The organism is Actinomycetota bacterium, assembly GCA_035765775.1.
Taxonomy (GTDB): Bacteria; Actinomycetota; CADDZG01; order JAHWKV01; family JAOPZY01; genus DASTWV01.
Genome location: DASTWV010000059.1, coordinates 436,819 through 462,773, shown reverse-complemented (window position 1 = coordinate 462,773; position 25,955 = coordinate 436,819). Strand labels below are relative to the sequence as shown.

Below are 25,955 nucleotides of genomic sequence, written 5' to 3'. Positions count from 1 at the left end.
CTCCTGAACCATCAGCACCCCGTCGGTGCCTTCCGCTGGTGATGGTACGAACCCGGCCACCCCGCAAACATCGGGGCGTGCCCCTATTTCTGCCCGGACCCCGGGAGCGGCACGGCCGTGGGCGGCACGGCCGGGGGCGGCCGCCGGAGGGCATGGGCCACCAACTGGGGGCGGGTCTTCAAGGTGAGCTTGCCCAGCATGGAGCCGACATGGTGCTCGACGGTGCGGGGGCTGATGAAGAGCCGCTCGGCGATCTCGGCGTTGGAGAGCCCGAGGCCCACCAGTTCCAGGACCTCCGCCTCCCGGCTCGTGAGCCCTCCCCCCGACCGGGGGCCGGGGGCGGTCCCCGCCCCCAGGTCGCGCAGGAGCCGGGCCGCCTGGTCGGCGAGCCGGGCCGCGCCGAGGCGCTCGAACGCCGCCAGCGCCAGCCGGGCCTCCGCCCGTGCCATCTCCGGTTGGGAGGCCTCCGCAGCACGAGCAAGCCCGAGGCGCGCCTGTGCCGCCTCCCACGGCAGCTCGAGCGAGAGGAAGGCGGCGACTGCCCGGTCGAACCCATCGGCGGCGGAGGGTTCGCCGGCGGCCAGGGCGACTTTGGCCCGGGCCATGGTGGCCTCGGCGCCCATCAACTGTTGACCCGAGGTCTTCTCCAGGTGGGCCATCTGGTCGGCGGCGTTCGCGGCCTCCCCGATGTCCCCCTGCTGCAGGAACGCATCGGTCAGCAGGGTCAGCAGGGGGAAGGCCAGAAGGGTGTTGCGCCCGACCTGGGCCAGGCGGCGCCGGAGCACCGAGACCGCGGTGACGGGGTCCCCGAGGGCGAGGCTGAGCCGGGCGATGGCCCGCACCGCGAGGGGGTGCTCCTCGTAGCCGTTCAGGAGCTCCTCCGCCTCGGGGATCCGGCCCTGCCGGACCCGCAGCTCCGCCAGGCGGGCCAGTGCCAGGACGCGCATGGCACGGTGGCCGGTGTCGAAGGTCCGCACGGCCAGCTCCAACTCCACCTCGGCTTCGCCCCACCGCCCGCTGGCGGTGAGGATGGAGCCGAAGGTGACGTGGCAGAAGGGGAACATCGGCTGGCATGCCCGCCGGCGGGCGAACTCCATGACCACCGAACACCATTGCTCGGCTCGCTCGAAGTCCCCCGCCCGCTCGCAGGCCAACAGGGTGTTGCAGTAGACGTCCGAGACCGCCCACAGGCTGCTTAGCTCACCGCCGGTGGCCGCCGCCATCGCCTCGTCCAGCCGGGCCATCCCGTCAGCGATCCGGCCTTCGCCCACCAGGCCGAGGCCCAGTGCGCTGAGCCCGACGATCTCGAGGTCGCCGTCTTCCAGGCTCCGGCCCAGAGCCATCGCCTGGGCCGCCAGGTCCTGGACGGCGGCGGGATCCATCGACATCGCCGCCTTCATGACGAGCAGCCACCCCTGCTCGGCGCACGGCGCCAGGTCGGCGAGGAGCGTGTCCGCCCGCTGGATCCAGCCCCCGGCGGCGGCGAGGTTGCCGTGGACGGTGAAGTACTCCCCGCCGAGCCAGGTGGCCACCCGTCCGGCCGGAGCTCGCATGCCGAGCGCCTTGTATCCGGCGTAGGCCCGCTCCCGCAGCTCGATCCCGGCGTGCAGGTTGTTGAGCCACCAGAGGGCCTGACCCAGCCCGTCGAGGGCCTCGGGGGTCTGTTCCTCGCCGAGGGCGGTCTCGAAGCCGGCCTTGGCGGCCTTCCACTCCCCGCGATCAAGCGCGGCATTGGCGTCGGCCACCACCCCCCGCAGGGCCATGGCCAAATATTAAGACGCGATGGACGGCGGGCGCTCGGCCGGCCGCCGCCGTCGCCGGCCCGACCGGGAAGGGCAGCGACGAGCCCGGTTAGGCCTGGTCCCCCCGGCCCGAGCGGCCCACGTACTGCCGCCCCTGGAATGCCACCTTGGCGCTGGCCGCCCACGATCCCTGGCCCAGCGCCGTGCGGGCATCCAAGAGCCCTCCCCGCCGGGCAGCCAGGCGGCCCGCCACGGTCCAGGCATCCATCGTCGCCCCGGCGACCTGGCTCCTGGCCGGGCGCTGCCGGGCGAGGTACTCCTCGATGGCCTCCAGGATCGCCAGCTGCTCGTCGGGCGACGGTATGGGCCGGATGCGGAAGACCTCGAAGCCGGGGAAGCCGGCGACCGGATCGTCCACAGCCCTACAGCGGGATGTTGCCGTGCTTGCGGGGCGGCAGGGTCTCCCGTTTGGTGAGCAGCATCTCCAGGGCGGCGATCAGCCGGGGCCGGGTCTCCTCGGGCTCGATGACGTCGTCCACGAAGCCCCGCTCGGCGGCGATGAACGGGTTGGAGAAACGCTCGGTGTATTCGTCGATCAATTCGTTGCGCCGGGTGGTGGGGTCGTCGGCCCGCTCCAGCTCCCGGCGGAAGATGATGTTGACCGCGCCCTCCGGCCCCATGACCGCGATCTCGGCAGTGGGCCAGGCGTAGGAGATGTCGGCGCGGATGTGCTTGGAGTTCATGACCAGGTAGGCGCCGCCGTACGCCTTCCGGACGATCACCGTCAGCCGGGGCACCGTGGCCTCGGTGAAGGCGTAGAGCAGCTTGGCGCCGTGGCGGATGATCCCGCCGTACTCCTGGTTGGTGCCGGGCAGGAAGCCGGGCACGTCCACGAAGGTGACCAGCGGGATGTTGAAGGCGTCGCAGAAGCGCACGAAGCGGGCGCCCTTCTCCGAGGACGAGATGTCGAGGGTCCCGGCCAGGATCTTGGGCTGGTTGCCTACGATGCCCACCACGTGGCCGTTCAGCCGGGCGAAGCCGGTGAGGATGTTGCCCGCCCAGTGCTCGTGGACCTGGAAGAACTCACCGTCATCCACCACGAGGCTGACCAGCTCGGCCATGTCGTAGGCCTTGTTGGGGGCGTCGGGAAGCAGCTCCCGCAGCCGGGCCTCCCGGCGGTCCGGGTCGTCGCTCGGGCCGTAGTAGGGCGGGTCCTCCAGGTTGTTGGAGGGCAGGAAGGACAGCAGCGCCCGCACCAGGTTCAGCGTGTGCTCCTCGTCGGTGCCGACGAAGTGGCACACCCCGGACTTGGAGGCGTGGGTCATGGCGCCGCCCAGCTCCTCCTGGGTCACGGTCTCGCCGGTCACCGCCCGGATGACGTCGGGGCCGGTGATGAACATGTGCGACGTCCCCTCGCACATGAACACGAAGTCGGTGATGGCGGGCGAGTAGACCGCCCCGCCGGCGCATGGCCCGAGGATCACCGAGATCTGCGGGATCACGCCCGACGCCCGCACATTGCGGTCGAAGATGTAGGCGTATCCGGCCAGCGACGGCGCCCCCTCCTGGATCCGGGCGCCCCCACCGTCGTTGAGCCCGATCACCGGCGCCCCGGTCTCCAGGGCCAGGTCCAGGATCTTGCAGATCTTCTCTGAGTGCACCTCGCCCAACGAGCCGCCGAACACGGTGAAGTCCTGGGCGTAGGCAAAGACCTTGCGGCCGTCGATGGTGCCCCAGCCGGTGACGACGCCGTCGCCGTAGGGCCGCCGGCGCTCGATGCCGAAGCCGTGGGCGCGGTGCCGGGCCAGCATGTCGGTCTCGTGGAACGACCCCGGGTCCAGCAGTTTCTCGAGCCGCTCCCGGGCGGTCATCTTGCCCCGCTCCCGCTGGCGGCCGATGGCCTCCTCGCCGCCGCCCAGCATCGCCTCCGCCTTGCGGCCGCGGACGTCGTCGATGCGTAGGTCGACGCGTGATGCCGTGCGGGCGGGTTTCGAGCCGGATCGGGGAGTCGGTGCGGCGGGGTCGGCCATGGGCGCCATCCTAGTGCTCGCGCGCGGAGCCGAATGCGGAGCGACAGACGCAGAACTGCCGGTCAGCGGGGAACCCGCAGCCGGGGCAAGGGCTCGCCCCGGGTCGAGAGTTCCCGGGTGAGCGAGTCCCGCAGCACCCCCGCCCAGGGGAGCTGCGACAGCGGGAAGATCGAGAAGAAGGGGGGCCGGCTGGCCGGGTCCCGGCCGAAGAAGCCCACCACCCGCCGGGCGGTGAACCGGCCGTCGGGGCCCACCCAGCCCCGGGCCATCAGGGCATCCAGGCGAACGCCGCCCAGGCCCTCGGAATGGAAGGTCAGCGCCGCCGGGCCCACCCCGGGGGCGCGGCCCAGCTCCAGGTCGCCGTCGGCCCGCAGGCGCACCGCAACCCGGGCCATCACCGGGTAGCCGGCTGCACCCGGCATCGCCAGGGTGGCGGTGGGCGAGGCCAGCGCCCAGCGGTGCAGCGCCGCCCGGTGGGCCGCGCTGAGCGGCGGGTGGTCGGGCCGCGTCCCGGGGTCGGCCACGGTCTCATGGTCCGCCCCGCGGGCGATCTCGGTCGGCGCGATCTCGACCCAGAGGCGGGGCAGGTAGAAGTCGAGCATCGGCAGGCAGACCGGGTTCAGCGCCATCCGGGCGGAGACGAACCGCGCCCGCATCTCCCGGATGTACCGGTCGGTGTTGGCCTGGAGGTCGCCGTCCAGCACGACCGCATCGCCGTGCAGCACCAGCGGCTCGGTTGCGGGGGCGCAGAAGAGCGCCGAGACCCTGGGATGCAGCCGGGCGTAGTGCGCCTTGTTGGGGTACGCCAGGCCCACCGAGATCCCCAGCACGCCCCGCCCCGGGTCCCAGAACGGCGTCACCGGCCAGCACAGCGGGTCGCCGCCCGGGGTCAGGTAGGCGTACTCGGTGATGGTGGCGCTGCGCAGGCGCCGGGAGATGGGATCGGGGACTCCCACGGGAGGAACCTCCGGGCTATTCGCCGAGTTCCTGCGGGTACTCGACGTTGGCTTCCTTGAGGTCCTTCACGGTGTCGATGCCGCGCCAGTAGCCCTCGATCTTGTAGCCCCCCAGCCGGCCGGAGAGCGCCAGCTCGGGGAAGGTGGTGTCCTCGTGGTCGCCCTTGTCGGGCAGGAGGTCGATGACCTCGGGCTCCATGCAGTAGATCCCGCCGTTGATCCAGTAGGGCAGGTGCGGGCTCTGGACGAAGCCGAGCACGAAGTCGCCGTCGAGCGTCGCCAGGCCCCAGTTGGAGCGGTAGGGGGCGAGGGCGATGGTGGCGAGGGCCGAGATCCGCTGGTGGTGGCTGGACAGGTCGAGGACCGGGAACTTGGCCAGCACGTCGCCGTTGAGGGCGAACCAGCCCTCGTCCCGGTAGGGGAGCCTTTTGGCGGCCAGCTTCATGCCGCCGCCCCGGCCGAGGGGGGTGTCCTCGACCGCGTAGGTCACGTGGACGCCCAGGCGGGAGCCGTCGCCGATGCGGTCCTGGATGACTTCGTGGCGGTAGCCCACCGACATGACGACGTTCTCGACGCCGGCGGAGGCCAGCCAGACGATCTGGTGCTCGCACACCGGGACCCCGGCCACCTCGACCATGGCCTTGGGGCGGTCGTCGGTATACGGCCGGAGCCGGGTTGCCTGGCCGCCCGCCAGGATCACTGCTTGTCGCATGGGACGCCAGATTACGGTACGGCGGGCGCTACCGTGCGCCCGCGTGCCGGGCCGGGGCGGACCCAGACTGAAGCGGGCCAATCTGGGCATACCATGGGCAGCCATGCGAGCCACCTCAGATCCCTCCCCGATCGCAGAGGAACGCCTCCGGCGGGTGCAACTCATTGCCGATGCGGCCCTGGCCCAGCTGAGCGTCGAGGGGCTGCTCGACGAGCTCCTTGTCCGGATCCGTGAGGTGCTGGAAGTGGACACCGCAGCCGTGCTGCTCATCGACGAGGCGACCAACGAGTTGGTGGCCACGGCGGCCAAGGGCCTCGAGGAGGAGGTCGAGCAGGGGGTGCACCTGCCGGTGGGCGGCGGTTTCGCCGGCAAGGTCGCGGCCTCGGGAAAACCGGTGTTCCTCAACGAGGTGAACGAGGGCAAAGTCCTCAACCCCCTGCTCCTGCGCCGCGGGATCCGCTCGATGCTGGGCGTGCCGCTCTTTGCTGAGGGCCGCACCATCGGGGTGCTGCACGTGGGCAGCCTGCACCCGCGGGCCTTCAATGAGGCAGACCAGGAACTGCTGGAGCTCGCCGCCGGGCGGGTGGGGCTGGCCGTGCAGGCGCGGCGCCAACAGGAGCAGAGCGTGATCGCCCAGACCCTCCAACGCAGCCTGCAGCCCGATCGCCTGCCGGATCTCCCGGGTATTGAGATTGCCGGCCTCTACCGTCCCGCTGACGGCGGCATGGTCGGTGGCGACTGGTACGACACCTTCGTGCTCCCCGCCGAGCGCCTGTGGATCGTGGTCGGGGACATCGCCGGGCGGGGCCTCGCGGCGGCGATCACCATGGCCCGGCTCCGGAACGTGATCCGGGCCCTGGTTTTCGTCGCCCCTGACCCCGCCGAGACGATGAACCACGCCAACCAGGTCCTGCTCCAGTTCGACCCGGGTGTGATGGCCACGCTGGTGGTGGGGGTGCTCACACCCGACGGCATCTTCCGCTTCGCCAGCGCCGGGCACCCGCCGCCCGTGGTCGTCGATGCCCAGGGCCAGGCGAGGCTGGCAGAGCACACACCCGAGCCACTCCTCGGCGCGCTCCCGTACCAGCGCTACAGCGCCCACTCGCTGCAGCTCGATCCCGGCGGCACGCTGATCCTCTACACCGATGGGCTCATCGAGCGCCGGGGGGTGTCCCTGGACGTGGGGCTCGAGGGCCTGCGCCGAGCGGCCGAGACGCCGTGGACCAACCTTGAGGGTCTGCGCCAGCAGGTGTTCGGGGTCGAGGTCCCGGCGACCGGCCTGGGCGACGACCTCGCCATCCTCACCGTCCGCTTCGGCATCAAAACTCGCGGCGAGGCGTTGCACGTCACCATCGATGCCGACCCGGCGGAGCTGGCCGGCCTGCGGCGCACCCTCCGGCGGTGGCTGTCGACGGCCGGCATGGGCGCCCAGCAGGGCCACGACGTGCTGGTGGCGGTGGGCGAGGCGGTTGCCAATGCCATCGAGCATGCCTACGGGCCGGGTCAGGGTACGGTGGAGATCTTGGGCGTCGCTCGCCCGCAGGAGGTTGAGATCACGGTCACCGACACCGGGCACTGGCGGGGGCCGAGGGGCAGCCACCGCGGCCTCGGCCGGTCCCTGATGGCCGCCCTGATGGACGAGGCCCAGATCGAGACCACCGAGGGCGGCACCACCGTCCGGCTCCGCACCCGGGTGCGGGGGTAGCCGTGAGCGACCAGTCGAGCCAGCGCCTCACCCGCGACCACGGGGGCTGGGTGGTTGCCCGCTGGTCGGGCGAGATCGACATGGTGAACGCCGACGACGTGGGCCGGGAGGCCCTGGGCGGGGTGGCGAACAGCGACGAGGGCCTGGTAGTGGACCTGAGCCAGGTGACCTATCTGGACAGCGCCGGCATCCGGACGGTGGTGCGCCTGTCCCGCCTCCTGCGCCAGCGCCAGCAGCTCTTCTCCCTGGTGGTACCGGAACGGTCAGTGCTGCGCAGTTCGCTGGTGGTGGGCGGCATCCCCGGGATGATCTCGACCTTCCGCACTCTGAGCGAGGCCCGGGCCGCCCGCGCCGGGGCCTGAAGCCGCCGCACGCAACAGTGCCGAACCACCCTGCCGGGCTACTGGTACTCCACCAGCTCCACCAGGACGCCGTGGTTGGTGACCGGGTGTACGAAGGCGATCCGGGTGCCCCGGCCCCCCTCCCGGGGGGCCTTGTCGATCAGGCGCTGGCCCCGGTCGACAGCGGCCGCCAGTTCGGCGGACAGGTCGTCCACCTCGTAGGCGATGTGGTGCAGCCCTTCGCCCCGGCGCTCCAGGAACTTGGCCACCGTCGACGATCCCGAAAGCGGGGCGATCAGCTGCACGTAGCTGTCCCCGAGGGCGAACATCGCCTCCTCGACGCCCTGGTCGGCCACCACCTCCCGGTGGGCCAGGGTGAGGCCCCACGCCGACTCGTACAGGTGGATGGCGGCGTCCAAGTCGGCGACGGCAAAGGCTACGTGGTCGATGCGGCGCAGCATTACTCGTGCGTCCCGACGTGCTCCCGCAGCCACCCGGTGAGCGGCGCCGCCGCCCGCAGGAATCCCGCCACCCGCGCCGCCGGTTCAGGCGTGCCCAGCCAGGCCCCCACCGGCCACTCCTGCCAGGCGGCGATGCCCTTCATCCGCAGGAACTCGATGCGGGGATGGTCTTTGGCGTAGCCCTTGGGGGCCGACTTCAGCGCCTCGTGGGCCGTGATGTCCAGGCCCCCCGAGCGCAGGCCGGCCACCACCGACACCAGCGCCTCCCCGGAGGCCGGAGCATCCACGGCCGCCCGGTAGCGCTCCAGCATCTCCGGGCCGACCTCCCAGATCCCCGACCCGCAGCCGAACGTGCGGGAGTTGAGCGACACGTAGCCCGGCCCCACCATGGCGGCGATGAACGTCTTGTAGGGCGACTTGTCCTTGCTGAAGCGGATATCCCGGTACGGGCGCATGATGCGGCCATCGCCCCAGCCGGGGTGCAGGTCGGCCAGCAGCGCTTGCATCGGGGCGAGGACCGCTTCCTCGTAGGTGGCCTTGTGGGCCTGCCAGTAGCTCTTCGAGTTGTCCGCCTCCAAGCCCTCGAAGAACTCCAGAGCCTCCTCCGGCCAGCCTGCGAACATGGCGCCCCCTTACGAGACCGTGAGTAGCATGACTTTCTCTAAGGTGAGCAAGTCTAGACACGACCGGAGGTGCCACTGTGACCGAGTCCGTCATCGTCGCCGGGGCCCGCACCCCCATCGGCAAGTTCCTGGGGGCGTTCTCCGGCCTCAGCGCCGCCGACCTCGGTGGGGCGGCCATCGCCGAGGCCCTGCGCCGCTCGACCGTGGCGCCCGAGCAGGTCGATTACGTGATCATGGGCCATGTCCTGCAGGGCGGCGCCGGGCAGATCACCGCCCGCCAGGCGGCAGTCAAGGGCGGCATCGGCATGGGCGTGCCCGCCGTCACCATCAACAAGGTGTGCCTTTCGGGCCTCAATGCCATCGCCCTGGCCGACCAGCTGATCCGGGCCGGGGAGGTCGAGATGGTGGTGGCCGGCGGGATGGAGTCGATGACCAACGCCCCCTACGCCATGCCCAAGGCCCGCCAGGGTGCCCGCATGGGCAATGCCGAGCTGGTGGACCTGATGATCCACGACGGGCTGTGGTGCGCCTTCGACCACTGTCACATGGGCGAGTCCACCGACCAGGTCAACGCCGCCCTGGGCATCACCCGGGCGGAGCAGGACGAGTGGGCCGCCCAGTCCCAGGAGCGGGCGGTGGACGCGGTCAAGGGCGGCCGGCTCGGCGAGGAGATCGTCGCGGTGGAAGCCCCCGGGCGGCGGGGTGCCGGCGGCCGGGTGGAAACCGACGAGGGCGTGCGCCCGGGCACGACGCCCGAGACGCTGGCCCGCCTCGGCCCGGCCTTCGTGCCGGAGGGCACCATCACCGCCGGGAACGCCTCGCAGATCTCCGACGGGGCGGCCGCCGTGGTGGTGACCAGCCGGGCCCGGGCCGAAGCCGAGGGGCTTCCGATCCTGGCGACGATCCTCGCCCACGGCATGGCCGCCGGCCCTGACCCCTCACTGGTCTCCCAGCCCTCACACGCCATCCAGGCGGCGGCCGCCAAGCTCGGCCGGGAGCCCGGGGGCTTCGACCTCTACGAGATCAACGAAGCCTTCGCCGCCGTGGCGCTGTGGTCATCGAAAGAGCTGGGCGTCGGCCCCGAGCGGGTCAACGTCAACGGCGGGGCCATCGCGCTCGGGCACCCGATCGGCGCCTCCGGGGCCCGCCTGGTGTTGACGCTGGCCTACGAGCTGAGCCGCCGGGGTGGCGGCATCGGCGCCGCCGCGCTGTGCGGGGGCGGCGGCCAGGGCGACGCCCTCCTGATCCGGGCCGGCTCATGACCCCCGAGGCCACCGGAAGCTGGCCCGAGCTCACGCCCTGGGAGGACACCCGGGACACCTTGCACCTGTGGTTCCAGATCGTGGGCAAGGTGCGCCTGCAGCTGGAGCCGATGGTCAACCATTGGTGGCAGGTGCCGCTGTACGTCTCGGCCCGCGGCCTCGGGACCTCCCTCATGCACGGGGGTAGTGGTGGTCCCGTGGGCAACGTTGGGGGCAGGGGGCTGGAGATCGAGTTCGACTTCCTCGACCATGTCCTGCACATCCGCACCACCCTCGGCGCCACCCGCACGCTGGCCCTCGAACCGCGCAGCGTCGCCAGCTTCTACAGCGAGACCATGGCCGCCCTGGACGACCTCGGCGTCCCGGTGCGGATCGTCCCGATCCCCAACGAGGTGGAGCGGGCCATCCCCTTCGCCGAGGACAGCGAGCACCACGCCTACGATCCGGGCGCGGCCCAGCGTTTCTGGCTGGCGCTGGTGGCCACCCACCGGGTCATGGAGCGCTTCCGGGGGCGCTTCATCGGCAAGGTGAGCCCGATCCACTTCTTCTGGGGCGGCCCGGATCTGGCGGTCACCCGCTTCTCCGGGCGCCCGGCCCCCAGGCACCCGGGCGGGGTGCCGCACTGCCCCGACCGGGTGCAGGTGCAGGCCTACAGCCACGAGGTGTCCAGCTGCGGGTACTGGCCCGGCGGCGGGGGCGAGGGTTCGTTCTACGCCTACGCCTACCCCGAGCCCCCCGGCTTCGCCGGCTGGCCGGTCGAGCCGGCCGGGGCCGCGTACGTCCCCGCCGCCGGCGAGTTCCTCCTGCCCTACACCGCCGTGCGCACCGCCGGGGACCCCGACGCGGCGCTCCTCGCTTTCTTCCAGAGCACCTACGAGGCGGCTGCGGTGCGGGGCAACTGGGACCGGGCCGCCCTCGAGGCCGACCTCAGCGCCGACCCGGCTTAAGATTCCGCACGTGGCCGACACGACCAGCGCGGGCGCCTACCGCCTCACCGAGGAGCAGCAGGCCTTCAAAGCCATGGTCCGGGCATTCGCCGAGGACGCCATCGCCCCCCGGGCGGCGGCGATCGACGAGGCCGACGAGTACCCGGCTGACGTCCACCGGGCCCTGGTGACGCAGGGACTCATGGGGGTGGGCTTCCCCGAGGAGTTCGGCGGGGCGGGCGGGGGGCCCTTCGATGTCTGCCTGATGGTCGAGGAGATCGCCCGGGTGTCGGGCGGGGCCAGCGTCATCCCGCTGGTGAACCGGCTCGGGGCCGTCCCCATCCTGCTGGCGGGCAGCGAGGCGCAGCAGCGGGCGGCAGTCCGGGGGATCGCGTCCGGTGCGCACCAGTACTCCTACTGCCTGACCGAGGCCGGGTCGGGCTCGGACGCCGCCGCCATGTCCTCCCGGGCGGTGCGCCAGCCCGACGGCACCTGGCTCCTCACCGGCCGCAAGGGCTTCATCACCAACGCCGGAGTCTCGGACCGCTACGTGTACTTCGCGGTCACCAACCCCGGCGGGCCGAAGGGGCACAACATCACGGCGTTCCTGGTCCACGGCGACGCCGACGGCTTCTCCCTCGGCCGCTCGGAGAAGAAGATGGGGATCCATGGGTCGCCCACCCGGGAGGTGATCTGCGACCAGGTCGCCCTCCCGGCCGACGCCGTCGTCGGGACGGTGGACGAGGGGTTCACCATCGCCCTCCGGACCCTCGACTACTCCCGGCCCACGGCCGCCGCCCAGGCGGTCGGGATCGCCCAGGGTGCCCTCGACCAGGCGACCACCTACGTCGCCCAGCGGGAACAGTTCGGCAAGGCGATCGCCGAGTTCCAGGGGGTGCGCTTCATGCTGGCCGACATGGCCATCGCCACCGAGGCCGCCCGCCTGCTCACCTACCGGGCGGCGGCGATGGTGGAGGACCGGGACCCGGCCACCGGACCGGCGGCCGCCATGGCCAAGACCTTCGCCTCCGACACGGCCATGAGCGTCACCACCGACGCAGTCCAGCTGCTGGGCGGCTACGGTTACACGAAGGACTTCCCAGTGGAGCGGATGATGAGAGACGCCAAGATCACGCAGATCTACGAGGGCACCAACCAGATCCAGCGCGTCGTCATCGCCCGCTCGCTCCTGCACGGCTGAGCGCCGGGTGCCTCCAGAAGCGCAGGCCGGGCTCCGGCTGATCTACGAGATCGAGCCGCCCCGGGAGCCGTCGCTCGACAAGTTCTGCCGCCAACTCGAGCTTTACGGGGGTGTGGTGGACGCCGTGCTGATCCCGGACAACCACTTGGGGCGCCCGGCCCTCTCCTCGGTGGCCCTTGCCATCGAGGCGCACCGCCACGGCGTGCACCCGATCGTCGCCCTCAACGCCCGGGACCGGAACCTGCTCCGCCTGCGCAGCGATCTGCTGACCCTGCACGCCTTCGGGATCGACGATGTCCTCTTCCTCTTTGGCGACCACATCGCCGAAGGCCGCACCGGGCTCACCGTCCGCCGCATGCTGGCGGACGAGGCGCCGGCGGGGATGCGCCGGGGCGCCGTGGTGCCGATGGACCGGGCGCTGGGCTGGCGGTCCGCAGCCGACTACCTGTTCGCCCAGCTGGGTACCGAGGGCCTTGCCTCCGCCCACCGGATCCGCGCCGAAGGATGGACGAAGCCGATCTACGCCGGAACCGCCGCCCTGGCCAGCCGGGTCCTGGCGGAGCGGCTGGTGGGCGCCATCCCCGGCTTCGTGCTCCCCGAGGGCTACCTCGCCGCCTTCGACGCCGACGAGGAGGCCGGCTTCGCCGCCGCCATCGGGTGGCTGGACGACCTGCAGGCGGCGGGGATCACCGGCGCCCACCTCGTGGTGCCCGCCCGGCGGGCCCGCTTTGCCGAACTCCTCGGGGCCTGGCGCTCCGGGAACCGTGATTGAATGCCGGGCATGGGGCTCATCGAGGGCGGGAACGCCACCATCTACGTCTCCGACATGGACGCCGCCCTCGCCTTCTACACCGAGGTGCTCGGCCTGGCGCTGAGCTCCCGGTCCGGCGAGGACTGGGCGACGGTGGATGCCGGCGGCGGCCTGAGCCTCGGCCTGCACCGGGCCTCGCACCCCGGGGCACCGGCGCCCGGCCAGCGGGGAGCGATCTCGGTCGGCTTCGCCGTCACCCGACCCATCGCCGAGGTGATGGCCGCCCTGGCCGAGCGGGGCGTCACCTTCCGGGGGCCGGTGGCCGACCACGGCTTCGTGAAGCTGGCGTTCTTCACCGATCCGGACGGCAACGCCCTGTACCTGGCCGAGACGCCCTCCCGTTAGGCGGCGGCCTCCCGCCCGGGAGTCACCGGTAAGGGGGTAGACCCCTGGCCTCCTGGAAACGACCAGCCCGCCGCAGCACGCTCGGGGTTGCTGTCTACGAACCTCGGCCTCAGGCCAGTTCCGGGTCGGAGCCCTCCTCCTCCAGCTCCAGGACCACCAGTTCCTCGTCCAGGTCGACGACCAGTGCCGGGATCGGTGCCTCGATCGGTGCCGGGGCACCGGTGCCCAGGCGGTGCGGCAGGTACCGGTACACGATGACGGAGGCCACGATCGCCAGGCCCGCCGCCATGGTCACCGCCAGGTGGAAGCCCGAGACGAAGGCGGTCTCCGCCCCGTCGGTCAGCCGGGTGGCGGCGGCGTGCGGGAGCACCGAGGCCGCCTGCAGCGCCCCGGCCAGGCCGGAGCGGGCCAGAGCCTGGCCGCCCGCCGGCAGGGACCCGAGGAAGGGGTGCAGGGAGGAGCCGTAGCGGGATGCCGCCAGGCTGCCCAGCACCGCCACGCCCAGGGCGGCGCCCAGCTCCCGGGTGGCGTCGTTCATCGCCGAGCCGGCGCCCGCCCGCCGGGGCGGCACCGCCGACATGATCGACGCCGTCATCGGCGCCATCGAGAGGGCGATCCCGCCGATCACCGGCACGAAGACCACCAGGAGGTACGGGTAGTTGGCCTGCACGCCCACACCCCGCAGCGCCAGCAGGCCCACCGCCAGCAGTCCCATGCCCGCCGCCACCGTCCGGTGGGCGCCGAAGCGGGCCGCCAGGCGGGGGGTCTGCGGCGAGACCAGGAGCATGATGGCCGCGATGGGCAGCATGCGGACCGCCGCCGAGAGCGCCGAGTAGCCCAGCACCAGCTGGAAGTACAGCGTCACCAGGAAGATGACCCCGAACATGCCCAGGAAGACCAGGACCATGCCGCCGGTGCCGGTGGCGAAGGCCGGGTTGCGGAAGAACCGCATGTCCAGCATCGGCTCGGCGATGCGCAGCTCCGCCACCACAAAGGCGGTGAGCGCCACGGCGGCCACGGCGAAGGCGGCGAGGGTCGCCGGGCTGCGCCACCCGAGCTGGGGGGCCTGGATCAGGGCATAGACCAGCGATGCGATCCCCAGCGTGGACAGGACGGCACCCACCGGGTCGAGCCGGGCCTGGTCCGGATCCCGGGAGGAGGGCACCAGGAAGTGCCCGGCCACCAGGGCCACGACGATCACCGGGACGTTGATCAGGAACACCGATCCCCACCAGAAGTGGCCCAGCAGCAGCCCGCTGGCCACCGGCCCGAGGGCGCCCGCCGCCCCGGTGATGCTGGCCCAGATGGCGATCGCCTTCGGGCGCTCGGCGGGCGGGAAGACGTTGATGATGATGGACAGCGTCGAGGGCATGATGCACGCCGCGCCGGCCCCCATCAGCCCCCGGCAGGCGATGAGCTGCCACATGGCGTGGGACCCGGAGGCCATCGCCGCACCGGCGAGGAACAGCACGAAGCCAAACTGGAGAGCGCCCTTGCGGCCGAAGCGGTCGCCCAGGGCCCCGGTGGAGAACAGCAGGCCGGCGAAGACCAGCGAGTAGAGGGCCACCACCCACTGCAGCTGCGAGGTGGAGGCGTGCAGGTCCCGGGACAGCGTCGGCAGCGTCACGTTGAGGCTGGAGTTGCCGACGAAGACGATGAAGAGGCTGAGGCACAGCACGGCGAGGGTCCACCACCGGCGGCGGTGGATGAGGTCGGCATCGGGCGGCGAAACAATGGCGCGCATGGCAAGACTCCCGTGAACGAAGAGGCGGCGGGCCGGCCGGCCCCGCCAGAACTGGAATTGGCGTTCCGCTTGATGTAGAATACGGAATCATGGTTCCGGTTGTCAACCAGAAACCTGCAGAACCTTCGCCGGGCACCGGTTCTCCCAAGCCGCAGCGGGCGGATGCCCGGCGGAACCGGGAGCGCGTGCTGGAGGCCGCCGAGGCCCTGTTCGCCGAGGACGGGCTCAAAGTGCAGATCGAGCAGGTGGCCCAGCGGGCCGGGGTGGGCGTCGGCACCGTGTGCCGGAACTTCCCCACTAAACAGAGCCTGGTCGACGCGGTCATGGGGGTGATGTGCGAAAGCCTGCTGACCGAAGCCCGGGCCGCGCTGGACGACCCTGACCCCGCCGCCGGGCTGCGCCGGTTCTTCTCAGCGAAGTCGGATTACCAGTCCCGCCACCTGGCCCTGGCGGGCGCCCTGGCGGGCGATGTCCCGTCGCCGGCGGCGGCGGTGAAGGATTCCCTGCGGGGCGTGCTGGCCCAGCTCATCGAGCGGGCGCAGGCCAACGGGGCCATCCGTGCCGACATCGGGCCGGGCGACCTGGCCGTGCTCCTCTCGGGTGTCTCCCAGGCGGCGGCCGCGGCCGGCGTCAGCGGAGCCGACGGGCGGAGCGCCGGGCAGGTCGGGCCGGCCCTGTACCAGCGCTTCCTCACGATCGTGCTGGACGGTCTGCGCCCGGCGGCCCCCTCCGAGCTCCCCGGGGAGCCACTGAACGTCGAGCAGGCGCACAAATCTCACTGAGGCCCTTCCCCGAGCATCCGAAGTGGGGCACAAAACCAGCGGCAGGCACGGCTAATGTCCCCCGCCTCGGCTAGGGCGGCGCTTTCTTCTGCGGGTGCGGGGTCTCGCCCCGGGCCAGCTGGTCCACGAACTGTGCCACGCGCTTCGCCCGGGTTTCGGGCCGCTTGGCGTCCTGGATGCGGTACAGGATGGCGTAGCGGTTCGTGCGGGTGAGGGCCTCGAACATCGCGTGCGCCGCCGGGTTGGCGGTGAGGGCCTCGGCAAGGTCGGCCGGGACCGTGCTGGTCACCGAGGAGTGGTAGGCAGCCTCCCACCGGCCGTCGGCCTTCGCCCGGTCGATTTCCGCCTGGCCGGCGGGCCGCATCCGTCCCTCGGCGATGAGGCGCCCGACCAGGCCCACATTGCGCTCCGACCATTTGCTCTTCGCGCGCCGGGGGGTCCAGCGCTGGCGGTAGGTGCGCTCGTCCCGCTTGTCCACCTGGCCGTCGATCCAGCCCTCGCACAGGGCCTCGTCGAGGGCCTCGTCGTAGGTGAGGCTGGTGGGGTCGGTCACGTTCTTCTTGGCCAGCACCAGCCACACGCCGGTCACCCCGTCCTCCCGCCCGTGCTCCGCCAACCAGGCCCGCCAGGCGGCGGCGTCGGCCACGATGAGCTCGGGGAGGTCGGCAGCCACCGGCGTGAGTGTTGCACGGAGACGAACGGAAGACCTGGCACGAGTTCTCCGAAGCCCTGGACGGCCACCGCTACCGGGTAGGGGGCTCACACGCTTTAAGCTTGGGAGATGACTCGGGTGCTGACGCGCCCTCCGAAGGGTGGGGGGCGCCCAATGCGGGAGTCGCCGCCGCCCGATCTCGGAGATGCCGGTGGGGGCGGCGGTGGCGACTGGGCGCTGCTCACCGTCGCCAAGAACATGATCCTGGCCTACCTGATCCAGGGGCGCCTGGTCCAGCAGGGCATCGACGTGTTGCTGGACTCCACCAACCTCTCCCCGGCGGCCTGGCTGCATCCCTTTGGCGACCCCTCGTCGCCGGTCAGGATCTTCGTCCACCGGCTGGACATGGCGATGGCCAGCCTGATCCTGCACGAGGTGGACGTCGATGCCGCCCCCGTGGGTGGCCCCGCGGTCATCGGCCCGGCCCCCGGGGGCGCGGCCCGCGGAGCGGTCCAGGTCCGCCGCCGGTCGATCTGGCGCCTGGACCAGGTGTGGCTCCGGGTGGCCATCGGCGTGCTGATGGCGCTGGCCGCCCTAGCCGTCAGCGGGGTGGTGGCCATCGGCCCCTGCGTCTCGCACTGGTTCTGCGTCTGAGCTCGGACCCGGACCCGGCCGACGTCCCGACCATCGCCTGGCGGGGCGACCATCTGGAGGTCATCGACCAGACGCTCCTCCCCGGGCGGCTGGAGGTCCGGTCCCTGAAGACGGTGGCCGACGTCGTTGACGCACTCCAGCGCCTCGTCGTCCGGGGTGCGCCCGCCATCGGGGTGTGCGGCGCTTTCGGCATCGTGCTGGGGCTGGACGAGCGGCACCCCGCGGCGCCTGCCGAGGTCCACGAGTGCCTCCGCTGGTCGGCCGGCGCAGTGGGGGGCGCCCGTCCCACGGCGGTCAACCTGGCCTGGGCGGCGAACCGGGTGGCCGCGGTGGCGGCCGTCGGGGCCACCTATGAGGAGGCCCGGTCCCTGGCGCTCGAGGAGGCCCAGCGCATCCAGGAGGCGGACCGCCGCTCCGCCCGGCTGATCGGGGAGATCGCCCGGCTGGAGCTGACCGATCAGTCCCGGCTCATGACCTACTGCAATGCCGGCCGGCTGGCCTCGGCGGGCATCGGCACCGCTCTGGCGGTGGCCTACGCCAAGGCCGATGCGGGCGAGCCGGTCGAGGTCCTGGCGTGCGAGACCCGGCCCCTGCTGCAGGGCGCCCGGCTCACCGCCTGGGAGCTGTCCCAGGCCGGCGTTCCGGTGACGCTGATCCCCGACGGAGCCGCGGGTGCCGCCCTGGCGGCCGGGCGGGCAGACGCGGTGGTGGTCGGGTGCGACCGGGTGGCCGCCAACGGCGACACCGCCAACAAGATCGGTACCTTCAGCCTCGCCGTGCTCGCCCACGCCGCCGGCATCCCGTTCTACGTCGCCGGGCCGATGACCACCTTCGACCTGGACACTCCCACAGGCGCCGGCATCGTCATCGAGGAGCGGTCCGCCGACGAGGTGCGCAGCTTCGGCGGGCGAGCGACGGCGCCCGACGTGGCGGTGTGGAACCCCGCCTTCGACGTCACCCCGGCCCGGCTCATCACCGCCTTCCTCACCGACGCCGGCGTGCTGCGGCCCCCGTTCGGGCCGGCGATCGCCGAGGGGGTGGCCGAGGCCGTGCGCCAGGGCCTGCGCCCGGCATGACCAACTTCCAGGACGAGGCGGGAGCCGATCTGGTCGCCACCGCCCGGCGTCTCGGCCCGGACGGCCTGGCGACCGGCACGGCCGGCAACCTCAGCGTGCGGGTGGCGCCTGACCGGATCCTCGTGACCCCGAGCGGCGTGGCCTACGGGACCCTGCAGACCGGCCACCTCTGCCTGGTGAGCGAGGCGGGCGAGGTCATCGAGGCCGGGCCGCACGCCCCGTCCACCGAGCTCCCGATGCACCTCGCCGCCTACCGGGCGACGGGGGCCGGGGCGGTGGTGCACACCCATTCCCCGTACGCCACGACGCTGGGCACGCTGGTGGACGAGATCCCCGGCGTGCACTACCTCGTGGCGCTGCTGGGCGGTCCGGTGCGGGTGGCGGCCTACGCCACCCCGGGCAGCGCCGAGCTGGCGGCGGGCATGGCCGCCGGGCTGGAGGGTCGCTCGGCGCTGCTGCTGGGCAACCACGGGGCCGTGACGGTGGGCGCCACCCTGCACGAGGCGTACGAGCGGGCCGTGCTGCTGGAGTGGCTGTGCGCCCTGTACTACCGGGCCCGCCTGGCGGGCGAGCCGAGGATCCTCGACGCCGGGGAGCTGGCCCGGGTGGCGGCCCTGTTGGAGCACTACCTGGAGGGCTGAGGACGCCAGATCCAACCCTCCAGTACCGCCTCGGGCGGGACCGGCGGCAGATCGATCCCTGCCGCAGCCCCAAGCGCCATCGCCCGGGCCGAAAAGGCGGCATCGAAAGCGTCCTCGCTACCCGCCACCTGCTCTTGGTGGCGAGGGTCCAGAGGCCATCCGAGCGCACCCGTGTGCACCCGCCGGGCCGCCTCCTGCGACTTGGCCACCGGCCCGGTCAGCACCCGGGGATAGATCTCGACCACCCGGGGCCAGGTGGAGGTGGCGACGGGTTCGAATGGCCAGACGGCGAACCCGGCCCTGCGCAATGATGCCAGCAGGGGCATGCCCCGGATGGAGCCGGTCCCCACACTGCCCGACCCGCCCACCTGGAAGGGCGACTTGGGGCGCACGCCGGCGTTTCGAGATCGGTCACGCGGAAATGGGCGCGCCCCCCGAGATCGGGCCGCTGCCAGCGCGCCCGTCGCCCCCAGAACGGGAGCGGGCATTCGGCGAGCCACTCCTCCCCCCGCGCCTCGGCCATCGCCCAGAGCTCCGGCCCGGACCCAACCTCCCGGGCGGCGAGGAACCAGGCGGGGAAGGAGAAGGCGAAGTCGAGGCCGACCATCAGCATCGGGTCCCGCTCCGCAAGGGCCTGCAACCAGTGCCGCAAGCCCGGTGCCGTCCACCCTCCGGAGAGGGCCACCAGCCGGCCGTCCCGAACTACGGCGCACCAGGTGTGCGCCTCTGCCCCCCGGCGCCGGCCGGACCAGTCCACCGCCACCACCACGGGTGTGTCCACGATCGAGCCTACGCCGGGCCCCGGCGAGGGGTGTCTATGGCCGTTGGTGGAGCGTTCTCTCGCTTAATAGATAACCGCAGAAAAACTCCGCGCCCGCCCGCCGTCTACCGCTGGTGCCTACAGCCGGCTCCCGACGCCCGGCGGCCCCAGGCCCTTGTGCTTCCAGGCGAACTTCCCCAGCGACGCCAGGTGCCACCGCCACTGCGGCGAGAACGCCTGCACGCTGTCCCGGCGCTCGAAGTGGACCACCTCGGCCCCCGGGACGCACCACACCTCCCACCCGCCGAGATGCATGCGCAGCGAGATGTCGACGTCGTCGAAGTAGAGGCGGAACCGCTCGTCCATCAGGCCCACCTCCTGGAGCGCCGAGCGCCGGACCAGCGTCGCCGGGCACGGCACCCAGTCCACTTCCCGGGGCTCCTTGTAGTCCCAGTCGGCGTACACGCTGCGGGCCACCGAGGGGGGCTGCTCGTCCTCGGGCAGCGCCACCTTCAGGGCGATGAGGGCCTGGATGGTGTACCAGCGCCGGGCCGAGGGACGGACCTCGCCCTCGGGCGACAGCAACTTCGGCGCCGCCATGCCCGCCCGGGGGTGCTCCTCGAGGAAGTCGGCCAGGGCATCCACCGCGCCCGGGCGGAACTCGAGGTCGGGGTTGCACAGCAGGACGAAGGGGGCCGAGGTCGCCCGGATGCCGGTGTTCAGGTTGGCGGGCAGGCCGCGCCGCCACCCGTTCGTGAGGACGGTGACCTCCGGCCACCGTGCCCGGGTCTCCTGGGCGACGCCGTCGGTGGAGGCGTTGTCCACCACCACGATCTGGAGCGGGTGGCGGGGTGGGTCCTGCTCCAGGGACTCGAGGGCGTGGCGCAGGACGTGGTTCTCGTCGGTGGAGACGAACACCAGGGCGACCGCGGGCGCGCTCATGCCACCGCCTGCTGGTAGGCCTCGACCTGCAGCCGGCCCGAGCGCTCCCAGGAGAACTCGGCCAGGCGCTCCCGGCCGGCGGCGGACAGCGAGGCGGCGAGGGCAGGGTCGGACAGCACCCGGTCGAGTGCCGATGTCCAACCCTCGGTGTCGTCCGGCGAGAGCAGGATGCCGGCGCCGCCCACCACCTCCGGGATTGCGGTGGCCCGGGAGGCCACCACTGGGCAGCCGGCGGTCATCGCCTCCAGCACCGGCACCCCGAAGCCCTCGAAGCGCGAGGGCCAGGCCAGCGCGGTGGCGGCCTCGTACAGGGCGGCCAGTTCCGCCCGGCTGACCAGGCCGAGGCGCCGGACAGCCGCGCCGATGCCCAGGCCGGCGGCGGTCTGGTCAATCTCCTCGTCCCGGGGGCCGGGCGGGCCGGTGAACACCAGGTCGGCGCGGTCTGCCAGCGGGGCGAAGGCCTCCACCAGGAAGCGGTGGTTCTTGTGCGGGTAGGAGCGCCCGGGAAAGAAGAACAGCGGACGCTCGAGCTGATAGCGCTGGCGCACCACCTCGGCACCCGCCGAGGTGGCCAGCAGGCCCTCGCTCCCAAAGGGCACCACCCGGATCCGGTCGGGATCGGCATCGAACGCGGCCAGCACGTCCTCCCGGACGAAGTGCGAGGGCACGGTCACCACCTCGGAGTGCCGGACGACGAAGGGCACATTGACCCGCAACCAGGCCAGCTTCGCTGCCGGGAAGTACTCGGGGTAGTGCCGGTACTGGATGTCGTGGACGGTGACGACGGTGGGCAGCGTCTTCACGAACGGTGCCGTGCCGACCCCGTGGTGGATGACGTCGAGGTGGCGCCGCCGGGCGGTCACCGCCAGCCACGAGTGCTCGGCGGCGATCCGCAGTGCCCGGTAGTTGGAGCGCCAGGGGACCTCGACGATCTCCGCCAGGGCCTCCAGGTCGGGGTGCGCCGCCCGGAACCCCTGCATGGCGGCCACCACGAGCTCCTGGCCCTCACCGGCCACCGCCCGAACCAGATTGGTCAGGAGGGCCTCCGAGCCGCCCACCTCACCGGGCTCGACGAAGAGCAGATTCACTCCGATGCGCATGGCCCGGCAGCTTATTGGGAGGAGAGTCGTTCCGTCCGGCTCCGCCTACGCCTACGCTGTCTTCCCTGGCGCTCCGGCTCCGCCTACGCTGTCTTCCCGTGAGAGTCGCCCTCGACGCCGCCCCGCTGCTCAACGCCCGCACCGGGGTCGGCCACTACACCGGCGCCCTCCTCGAGCATCTGGAGGCCGCCGACCCCTCGCTCGAGGTGACGCTGTTCGCCGTCGGGCGCCAGCGGGACGCCCTGGAGGCCCGCCATGTCCGCCGGCTCCGGGTGCCCGCCCGCCTCGCCGCCTCGGGCTGGGACCGGGTCCCTTGGGTGCCCGGCGAGGCGCTCACCGGCCGGGTCGATGTGGTGCACGGCACCAACTTCTGGGTGCCCCCCCTGCGGCGGCGCAACGGGGTCGTGACCATCCACGACCTCACCTTCTTGCTGTATCCCGAGTTCTGCACCCCGCCGGTGCGCCGCTACCGGTGGATCCTTCCCAAGGTGCTGGCCCGCTGCCGGGTGGTGATCACGCCCTCGGCGACGGTGGCGGACCAGGTGGCTGCGGAGCTGGGCGTGGAGCGGGTCCGCATCGTGGTGACGCCCGAGGGGGTGCGCCCGGGTGCCCGGGTCCTCGGTTCCCCGGGGGGAACCACCAGCAGCTACGTCTTGTTCATCGGCACCCAGGAGCCCCGCAAGAACCTTGACCGCCTGATCCGGGCCTTCGCCCAGTTGCGCGACCTCGACGTCCGCCTGATCCTCGCCGGACCGGCCGGGTGGGGCGGGGGCGACCCGCTCGTCCTGGCGGACAGCCTCGGGATCGCCGGCCGGGTCCAGACGGTCGGCTACCTGCCGGACCGGGAGCTGGCGCTCCTGCTGGCCGGTGCTCGGGCCTTCGTCTTCCCGTCGCTCTACGAGGGCTTCGGCCTCCCGCCGCTGGAGGCCATGGCGGCCGGGGTGCCGGTGGTCGCTGCGGCGGCCGGATCGCTGCCCGAGGTCCTGGGAGATGCCCCGGTGTGGTGCGACCCCCTGGACGTCTCCTCAATCGCCGACGCCGTCCGCCGGGTGGTCAGCGACGAGACCGTCCGGGCGCAGGCGGTGGAGCGCGGGCGGGCGCAGGCGGCCCGCTACACCTGGGAGGCCACCGCTGCCCGGACCATCGACGCCTACCGGATGGTCGCCGGGCTTAACGGTGTCTGAGCAATGCCGCATGGACTCTCGGGGGTTGCGGCATACTCTTGGCCCGAGGCGCCGGGTGCTGCTCGCATGGGGGTCCGCCGAAACAGGGATCGAGCCCGCGCGGCGCGCCGCCACCCCGGCACCACCGGGCATGCGACGGCGGAGCACGCAGGTCACCGTTCACCCCCGCCCGCGGGGGCACGCCCCGGGCGGTGCCGCGGGAGCGCAGACGGCATGGACGGAGCCGACAGGGGATCGCCGATATGAGTGACGGGGACTCGACACAAACGAGCCAGTTGCACCCGGTGATGCGGCCCGCCCGCGGTTCCGGGCCGCCCCGCCGGCCCCCGCCCCGCCGGCCCCCGCCCCGCCGCCGGACTGGGCACGGCTACCACATGACCCGACGGGGCCGGTGGGTGAAGCGGCTCCTCGCTACTGCGCTGCTGATCTGCGGCGTCCTGATGGTTTCGGCTGTCGCATTCCTGCTCTACGCCAAACACAAGATCGACGAGAAAGCCGTGGCGTGCACCACCTGTGTCTCGGTCCAGCCGGCCGCCGACGGGGCGCCGGCCGCCTTCAACATCCTGGTCCTCGGCTCCGACACCCGATCGGTGCTCAGCCCGACCGACCAGAAGCTCTTCGACCCCACCGGCATCGACAAGAACAGCGGCCAGCGGGCCGACACCATCGCTGTGGTCCACGTGGACCCCGCCTCGGGCAAGGCGATCGTCCTCTCGCTGCCCCGGGACCTCCGGGTGCAGACCCTGGACGGGCGGGGCTACCAGAAGATCAACGCCTTTTACAACAGCGGGGTCTCGGCGATGGTGAGCGCGGTGGAGAAGTTCACCGGCCTGGACATCAACCACTACGCCGAGGTCAACTTCGACAGCTTCCGGACCATTACCGACACCCTCGGCGGGGTGAGCGTCCACTTCTCGCGCAAGATCGTGGACCACAATTCGGGCCTCAACCAGCCCGCCGGCTGCAACCTGCTCACCGGCGACCAGGCCCTCGCCTTCGTCCGGGACCGGGACACCGACAGCGACTTCGGGCGCATCCAGCGCCAGCAGCTGTTCGTGAAGCTGATGCTGAACAAGGTGCTCACCCCCGGGACGCTGCTCAACCCGGTGAAGGTGGCCCAGCTGATGAACCTGGGCCTGGGCACCGTCACCCACGACCCGGGCCTCAGCCTGTCGACGATGGCATCGCTGGCCCTGCACTTCCACAGCTTCAGCTCGCAGGACCTCGACTTCCGGGTGGTGCCGTCGTACCCGGAGAGGATCGCCGGGGCCGACTACGTGGTGGCCAACCAGACCCAGGCCTCGGCCCTGTTCAGCGCCATCAACCACGGCACCACGCTTCCCGCTTACGGGATCCAGGGCGGCGCGGCATCGGCCACCAGCGCCGCCCCGACACCGTCAAGCATCCCGGTAACCGTCCTGAACGGGACGGGGGTCGCCGGCCTCGCCGCCCGGGAGGGCAGCGCCCTGACCGCCAGCGGGTACCCGGTCCTCACCACCCACAATGCCGACGCCCCGAGCTACGCCTCGACGGTCGTCTACTACACGGCGGGCAACCAGGCTGCGGCCCAGTTCCTGGCCTCGTCGCAGATCCCCAACGCCCAGGTCCTGGCGGCGCCCAGTGCGATCTCCAGCCTGCTGGCCACCCTGCCCGGCCGCCCGGACGCGGTGGTGGTCATGGGCCAGAACAACGCGACCTCCCTGCCGGCTCCGGCGGCATCGGCCAGCGCCTCGGGGGCTGCCTCGCCGGGCCCCTCGCCTTCGCCCACGCCGTACCTGCCCGCCGGGGCGGCGCAGCCGCTCATGGGGTCGGTCCCCGATTTCTCAGCCTGTTAGGTCTCGATCAGGAAATTTTTAATCGGCGAAAACCCGAAAAGCTGCCGATTGATATCCCAGGGGTGCTCCCGGGGGGGAGTAGGCTCTCACCCCGGTCGGGGAAAAGTGCCGGAGGTCTGAGGCCGCCGGCGGCTGGGAGAGAACGCATGGGGGGGCAACAGTGGATCTCGCCAGGGACGTAAGCCCGCCGTCAACCATCCGGATCCGGGGGTCCCGAGCCCAGCTCGAAGCGGTCAAGCTCGCCGGCGAGCAAGCTGATGTCGAGCTCGCCCAGGAGCAGGAGGCCTCGATTGCCCACCTGTCCATGGCCCTCGACGAGATCACCCGGCGCGAGGCGATTGCCGAGGTCGAGGGCCGGCTGACCTTTGTGGAGCGCCAGGTCGAGCGCCTCGCCGCCCGCCGGGAGGAGGCCGACCACCTCATCGACTCCGAGCTGGCGGTCATGCGGGCCCGGCTCGAGGACACCCTGAAGGCGTTCGCCGTGGCCACGCAGGCCTACCGGGAGGCTGCCGCCACCGCTGAGCGCCGGTTGCGCTCGGTGGCCAGCGAGGCCGAGCGCTACACCCGGGCCAGCGTCGAGGGGCTCCGGCTGGAGATCACCGAGCGGCTGGACGAGACCACGTACCGGGCCGAGCGCCTGGAGGCCCGGATGGCGGGCGAGAAGCAGGCATTTGAGCAGGAGGCCGCGGTGCGCGCCGACGCCCTGTCCACTGCCCTCGCCCAGGGCCGGGCCAGCATCGAGGCCCGCATCGACACGCTGGTCAGCGGGGCGCTGGCCGAGTTCGAGGGCCGGGCCGCTGGGCTGCAGCGCCAATTAGCTCAGGACTACCCCGATCGGGCGGCCCTCATCGGGGAGTTCCAGAGCCGGGTGGACGAGTGGCTCGACGAGCCGCTGGACCGCATGGAGCGCCTGAACGCCGAGGCCGCCTCGGTGCACGCCCAGGCCACCGCCGAGGTGACCCAGCTGCGGGCTGAAGTGGTCGACTCGCTGCAGGAATCGGAGGAGAAGGCCCTGGGGGCCGCCGTCCACCTGGAGTCGATGATCCACAGCGTCCGGCGCCGCCTGGCGAGCGACGAGGCGGAGTGGACCGCCATCGTCCGGGAGGCGGGTGACGCCGTGGGAGCCCTGAAGGGCCGGGTGGAGACCCTGCTGACCAGGGTCTGCGGCATCGAGGCCAACGGGGCCACCGAGGCCGGTACCGTAGGTGGCCGGCTGGAGGGCACCGAGCAGCGCCTCGAGGAGCACGAGGACACCGGCCGCACCCTGGTGGCGGCGGTCTCCGAGCTGAGCCTGCGCTTCGACGGCCTCGAGGCCCGCAGCCGGGGCATGGAGGACCTGCGGGCACTGGTGGAGCGGCAGTCGGGGGCCATCGAGTTCCTCTGCCGGCGCGTGGGCGAGCTGACTCAACACAATGGGGCCGGCGGGGGAGCACTCCCTTCAGTCTGAGGACCCGACCCCGCCGTACAATC

The 25,955-nt window shown here is 72.3% G+C and carries 26 protein-coding genes; 14 read left to right on the top strand and 12 right to left on the bottom strand.

Going from position 1 to position 25,955, the window contains the following annotated elements; translation table 11 throughout:
* Positions 1–83: 83 nt before the first annotated feature.
* The 5 genes from VFW71_15940 to VFW71_15920 all read right to left on the bottom strand — a co-directional run bounded on the left by VFW71_15940 (position 84) and on the right by VFW71_15920 (position 5,440).
* Complete coding sequence (locus VFW71_15940; protein HEU5004254.1) at positions 84–1,763, bottom strand: LuxR C-terminal-related transcriptional regulator; 1,680 nt, start codon at positions 1,761–1,763, stop codon at positions 84–86.
* An 88-nt stretch (positions 1,764–1,851) separates the two neighbouring features.
* Positions 1,852–2,160 carry a hypothetical protein gene (locus tag VFW71_15935; protein HEU5004253.1) on the bottom strand — a complete coding sequence of 103 codons (309 nt, stop codon included), beginning with the start codon at positions 2,158–2,160 and terminating at the stop codon, positions 1,852–1,854.
* A 4-nt stretch (positions 2,161–2,164) separates the two neighbouring features.
* Positions 2,165–3,664: a carboxyl transferase domain-containing protein gene (locus VFW71_15930; GenBank protein HEU5004252.1), complete on the bottom strand. Its 1,500-nt coding sequence runs from the start codon at positions 3,662–3,664 to the stop codon at positions 2,165–2,167.
* 170 nt (positions 3,665–3,834) lie between these two features.
* Positions 3,835–4,728 carry a hypothetical protein gene (locus VFW71_15925; protein ID HEU5004251.1) on the bottom strand — a complete coding sequence of 298 codons (894 nt, stop codon included), beginning with the start codon at positions 4,726–4,728 and terminating at the stop codon, positions 3,835–3,837.
* Positions 4,729–4,744: 16 nt separating this feature from the next.
* Positions 4,745–5,440 carry a nucleotidyltransferase family protein gene (locus VFW71_15920; protein ID HEU5004250.1) on the bottom strand — a complete coding sequence of 232 codons (696 nt, stop codon included), beginning with the start codon at positions 5,438–5,440 and terminating at the stop codon, positions 4,745–4,747.
* A gap of 103 nt (positions 5,441–5,543) precedes the next feature.
* Here VFW71_15920 and VFW71_15915 point away from each other — a divergent pair, with 103 nt between their 5' ends.
* Positions 5,544–7,145: a SpoIIE family protein phosphatase gene (locus VFW71_15915; GenBank protein HEU5004249.1), complete on the top strand. Its 1,602-nt coding sequence runs from the start codon at positions 5,544–5,546 to the stop codon at positions 7,143–7,145.
* 2 nt (positions 7,146–7,147) lie between these two features.
* Complete coding sequence (locus VFW71_15910; protein HEU5004248.1) at positions 7,148–7,507, top strand: STAS domain-containing protein; 360 nt, start codon at positions 7,148–7,150, stop codon at positions 7,505–7,507.
* A gap of 38 nt (positions 7,508–7,545) precedes the next feature.
* On the opposite strand, the gene mce is transcribed toward VFW71_15910, so the two are convergent.
* Complete coding sequence (gene mce, locus VFW71_15905) at positions 7,546–7,947, bottom strand: methylmalonyl-CoA epimerase (GenBank protein ID HEU5004247.1); 402 nt, start codon at positions 7,945–7,947, stop codon at positions 7,546–7,548.
* Positions 7,947–8,570: a DUF2461 domain-containing protein gene (locus VFW71_15900; protein ID HEU5004246.1), complete on the bottom strand. Its 624-nt coding sequence runs from the start codon at positions 8,568–8,570 to the stop codon at positions 7,947–7,949. The genes mce and VFW71_15900 overlap by 1 nt, the downstream gene beginning before the upstream one ends.
* 77 nt (positions 8,571–8,647) lie before the next feature.
* Here VFW71_15900 and VFW71_15895 point away from each other — a divergent pair, with 77 nt between their 5' ends.
* Genes VFW71_15895 through VFW71_15875 form a run of 5 tightly spaced genes read left to right on the top strand, consistent with a single transcriptional unit; the run spans position 8,648 to position 13,115 of the window.
* Positions 8,648–9,832: an acetyl-CoA C-acetyltransferase gene (locus VFW71_15895; protein ID HEU5004245.1), complete on the top strand. Its 1,185-nt coding sequence runs from the start codon at positions 8,648–8,650 to the stop codon at positions 9,830–9,832.
* Positions 9,829–10,779 (top strand): DUF5996 family protein, encoded by a 951-nt coding sequence (locus tag VFW71_15890; GenBank protein HEU5004244.1) that lies wholly within the window; start codon positions 9,829–9,831, stop codon positions 10,777–10,779. The genes VFW71_15895 and VFW71_15890 overlap by 4 nt, the downstream gene beginning before the upstream one ends.
* A gap of 10 nt (positions 10,780–10,789) precedes the next feature.
* Positions 10,790–11,959, top strand: a complete 1,170-nt coding sequence (locus VFW71_15885) for an acyl-CoA dehydrogenase family protein (protein ID HEU5004243.1) — start codon at positions 10,790–10,792, stop codon at positions 11,957–11,959.
* A gap of 7 nt (positions 11,960–11,966) precedes the next feature.
* Positions 11,967–12,731 carry a hypothetical protein gene (locus tag VFW71_15880; GenBank protein HEU5004242.1) on the top strand — a complete coding sequence of 255 codons (765 nt, stop codon included), beginning with the start codon at positions 11,967–11,969 and terminating at the stop codon, positions 12,729–12,731.
* A gap of 9 nt (positions 12,732–12,740) precedes the next feature.
* Positions 12,741–13,115, top strand: coding sequence for a VOC family protein (locus tag VFW71_15875; GenBank protein ID HEU5004241.1), 375 nt, complete (start codon positions 12,741–12,743; stop codon positions 13,113–13,115).
* A gap of 109 nt (positions 13,116–13,224) precedes the next feature.
* Here VFW71_15875 and VFW71_15870 read toward each other — a convergent pair whose 3' ends face one another.
* Positions 13,225–14,859 (bottom strand): MFS transporter, encoded by a 1,635-nt coding sequence (locus VFW71_15870; GenBank protein HEU5004240.1) that lies wholly within the window; start codon positions 14,857–14,859, stop codon positions 13,225–13,227.
* A gap of 89 nt (positions 14,860–14,948) precedes the next feature.
* Here VFW71_15870 and VFW71_15865 point away from each other — a divergent pair, with 89 nt between their 5' ends.
* Positions 14,949–15,641, top strand: coding sequence for a TetR/AcrR family transcriptional regulator (locus VFW71_15865; GenBank protein HEU5004239.1), 693 nt, complete (start codon positions 14,949–14,951; stop codon positions 15,639–15,641).
* A 70-nt stretch (positions 15,642–15,711) separates the two neighbouring features.
* On the opposite strand, the gene VFW71_15860 is transcribed toward VFW71_15865, so the two are convergent.
* Positions 15,712–16,314 carry a YdeI/OmpD-associated family protein gene (locus VFW71_15860; GenBank protein ID HEU5004238.1) on the bottom strand — a complete coding sequence of 201 codons (603 nt, stop codon included), beginning with the start codon at positions 16,312–16,314 and terminating at the stop codon, positions 15,712–15,714.
* A gap of 153 nt (positions 16,315–16,467) precedes the next feature.
* Between VFW71_15860 and VFW71_15855 the strand changes: the two genes are divergently transcribed.
* Genes VFW71_15855 through VFW71_15845 form a run of 3 tightly spaced genes read left to right on the top strand, consistent with a single transcriptional unit; the run spans position 16,468 to position 18,664 of the window.
* Positions 16,468–16,947, top strand: coding sequence for a hypothetical protein (locus VFW71_15855; protein HEU5004237.1), 480 nt, complete (start codon positions 16,468–16,470; stop codon positions 16,945–16,947).
* The gene (mtnA, locus tag VFW71_15850; GenBank protein ID HEU5004236.1) at positions 16,845–18,023 is read left to right on the top strand and encodes an S-methyl-5-thioribose-1-phosphate isomerase; all 1,179 of its coding nucleotides are present in this window, start codon (positions 16,845–16,847) and stop codon (positions 18,021–18,023) included. The genes VFW71_15855 and mtnA overlap by 103 nt, the downstream gene beginning before the upstream one ends.
* Positions 18,020–18,664 (top strand): class II aldolase/adducin family protein, encoded by a 645-nt coding sequence (locus tag VFW71_15845; GenBank protein ID HEU5004235.1) that lies wholly within the window; start codon positions 18,020–18,022, stop codon positions 18,662–18,664. The genes mtnA and VFW71_15845 overlap by 4 nt, the downstream gene beginning before the upstream one ends.
* Here the strand turns inward: VFW71_15845 and VFW71_15840 are convergent.
* The 3 genes from VFW71_15840 to VFW71_15830 form a co-directional block, all read right to left on the bottom strand.
* On the bottom strand, positions 18,649–19,056 hold the full coding sequence (locus VFW71_15840) for a hypothetical protein (protein ID HEU5004234.1): 408 nt from the start codon (positions 19,054–19,056) through the stop codon (positions 18,649–18,651). The two genes, VFW71_15845 and VFW71_15840, sit on opposite strands and share 16 nt — an antisense overlap.
* 506 nt (positions 19,057–19,562) lie before the next feature.
* Complete coding sequence (locus VFW71_15835; GenBank protein HEU5004233.1) at positions 19,563–20,366, bottom strand: glycosyltransferase family 2 protein; 804 nt, start codon at positions 20,364–20,366, stop codon at positions 19,563–19,565.
* Positions 20,363–21,466 carry a glycosyltransferase family 1 protein gene (locus VFW71_15830; GenBank protein ID HEU5004232.1) on the bottom strand — a complete coding sequence of 368 codons (1,104 nt, stop codon included), beginning with the start codon at positions 21,464–21,466 and terminating at the stop codon, positions 20,363–20,365. The genes VFW71_15835 and VFW71_15830 overlap by 4 nt, the downstream gene beginning before the upstream one ends.
* A 98-nt stretch (positions 21,467–21,564) precedes the next feature.
* Between VFW71_15830 and VFW71_15825 the strand changes: the two genes are divergently transcribed.
* From VFW71_15825 to VFW71_15815, 3 genes are all read left to right on the top strand, one after another.
* Positions 21,565–22,650 (top strand): glycosyltransferase family 1 protein, encoded by a 1,086-nt coding sequence (locus VFW71_15825; protein ID HEU5004231.1) that lies wholly within the window; start codon positions 21,565–21,567, stop codon positions 22,648–22,650.
* 242 nt (positions 22,651–22,892) lie between these two features.
* The gene (locus tag VFW71_15820; protein ID HEU5004230.1) at positions 22,893–24,485 is read left to right on the top strand and encodes an LCP family protein; all 1,593 of its coding nucleotides are present in this window, start codon (positions 22,893–22,895) and stop codon (positions 24,483–24,485) included.
* Positions 24,486–24,645: 160 nt separating this feature from the next.
* Entirely contained in the window at positions 24,646–25,932 is a 1,287-nt protein-coding gene (locus VFW71_15815) for a hypothetical protein (protein HEU5004229.1), read from the top strand.
* Positions 25,933–25,955: the final 23 nt, after the last annotated feature.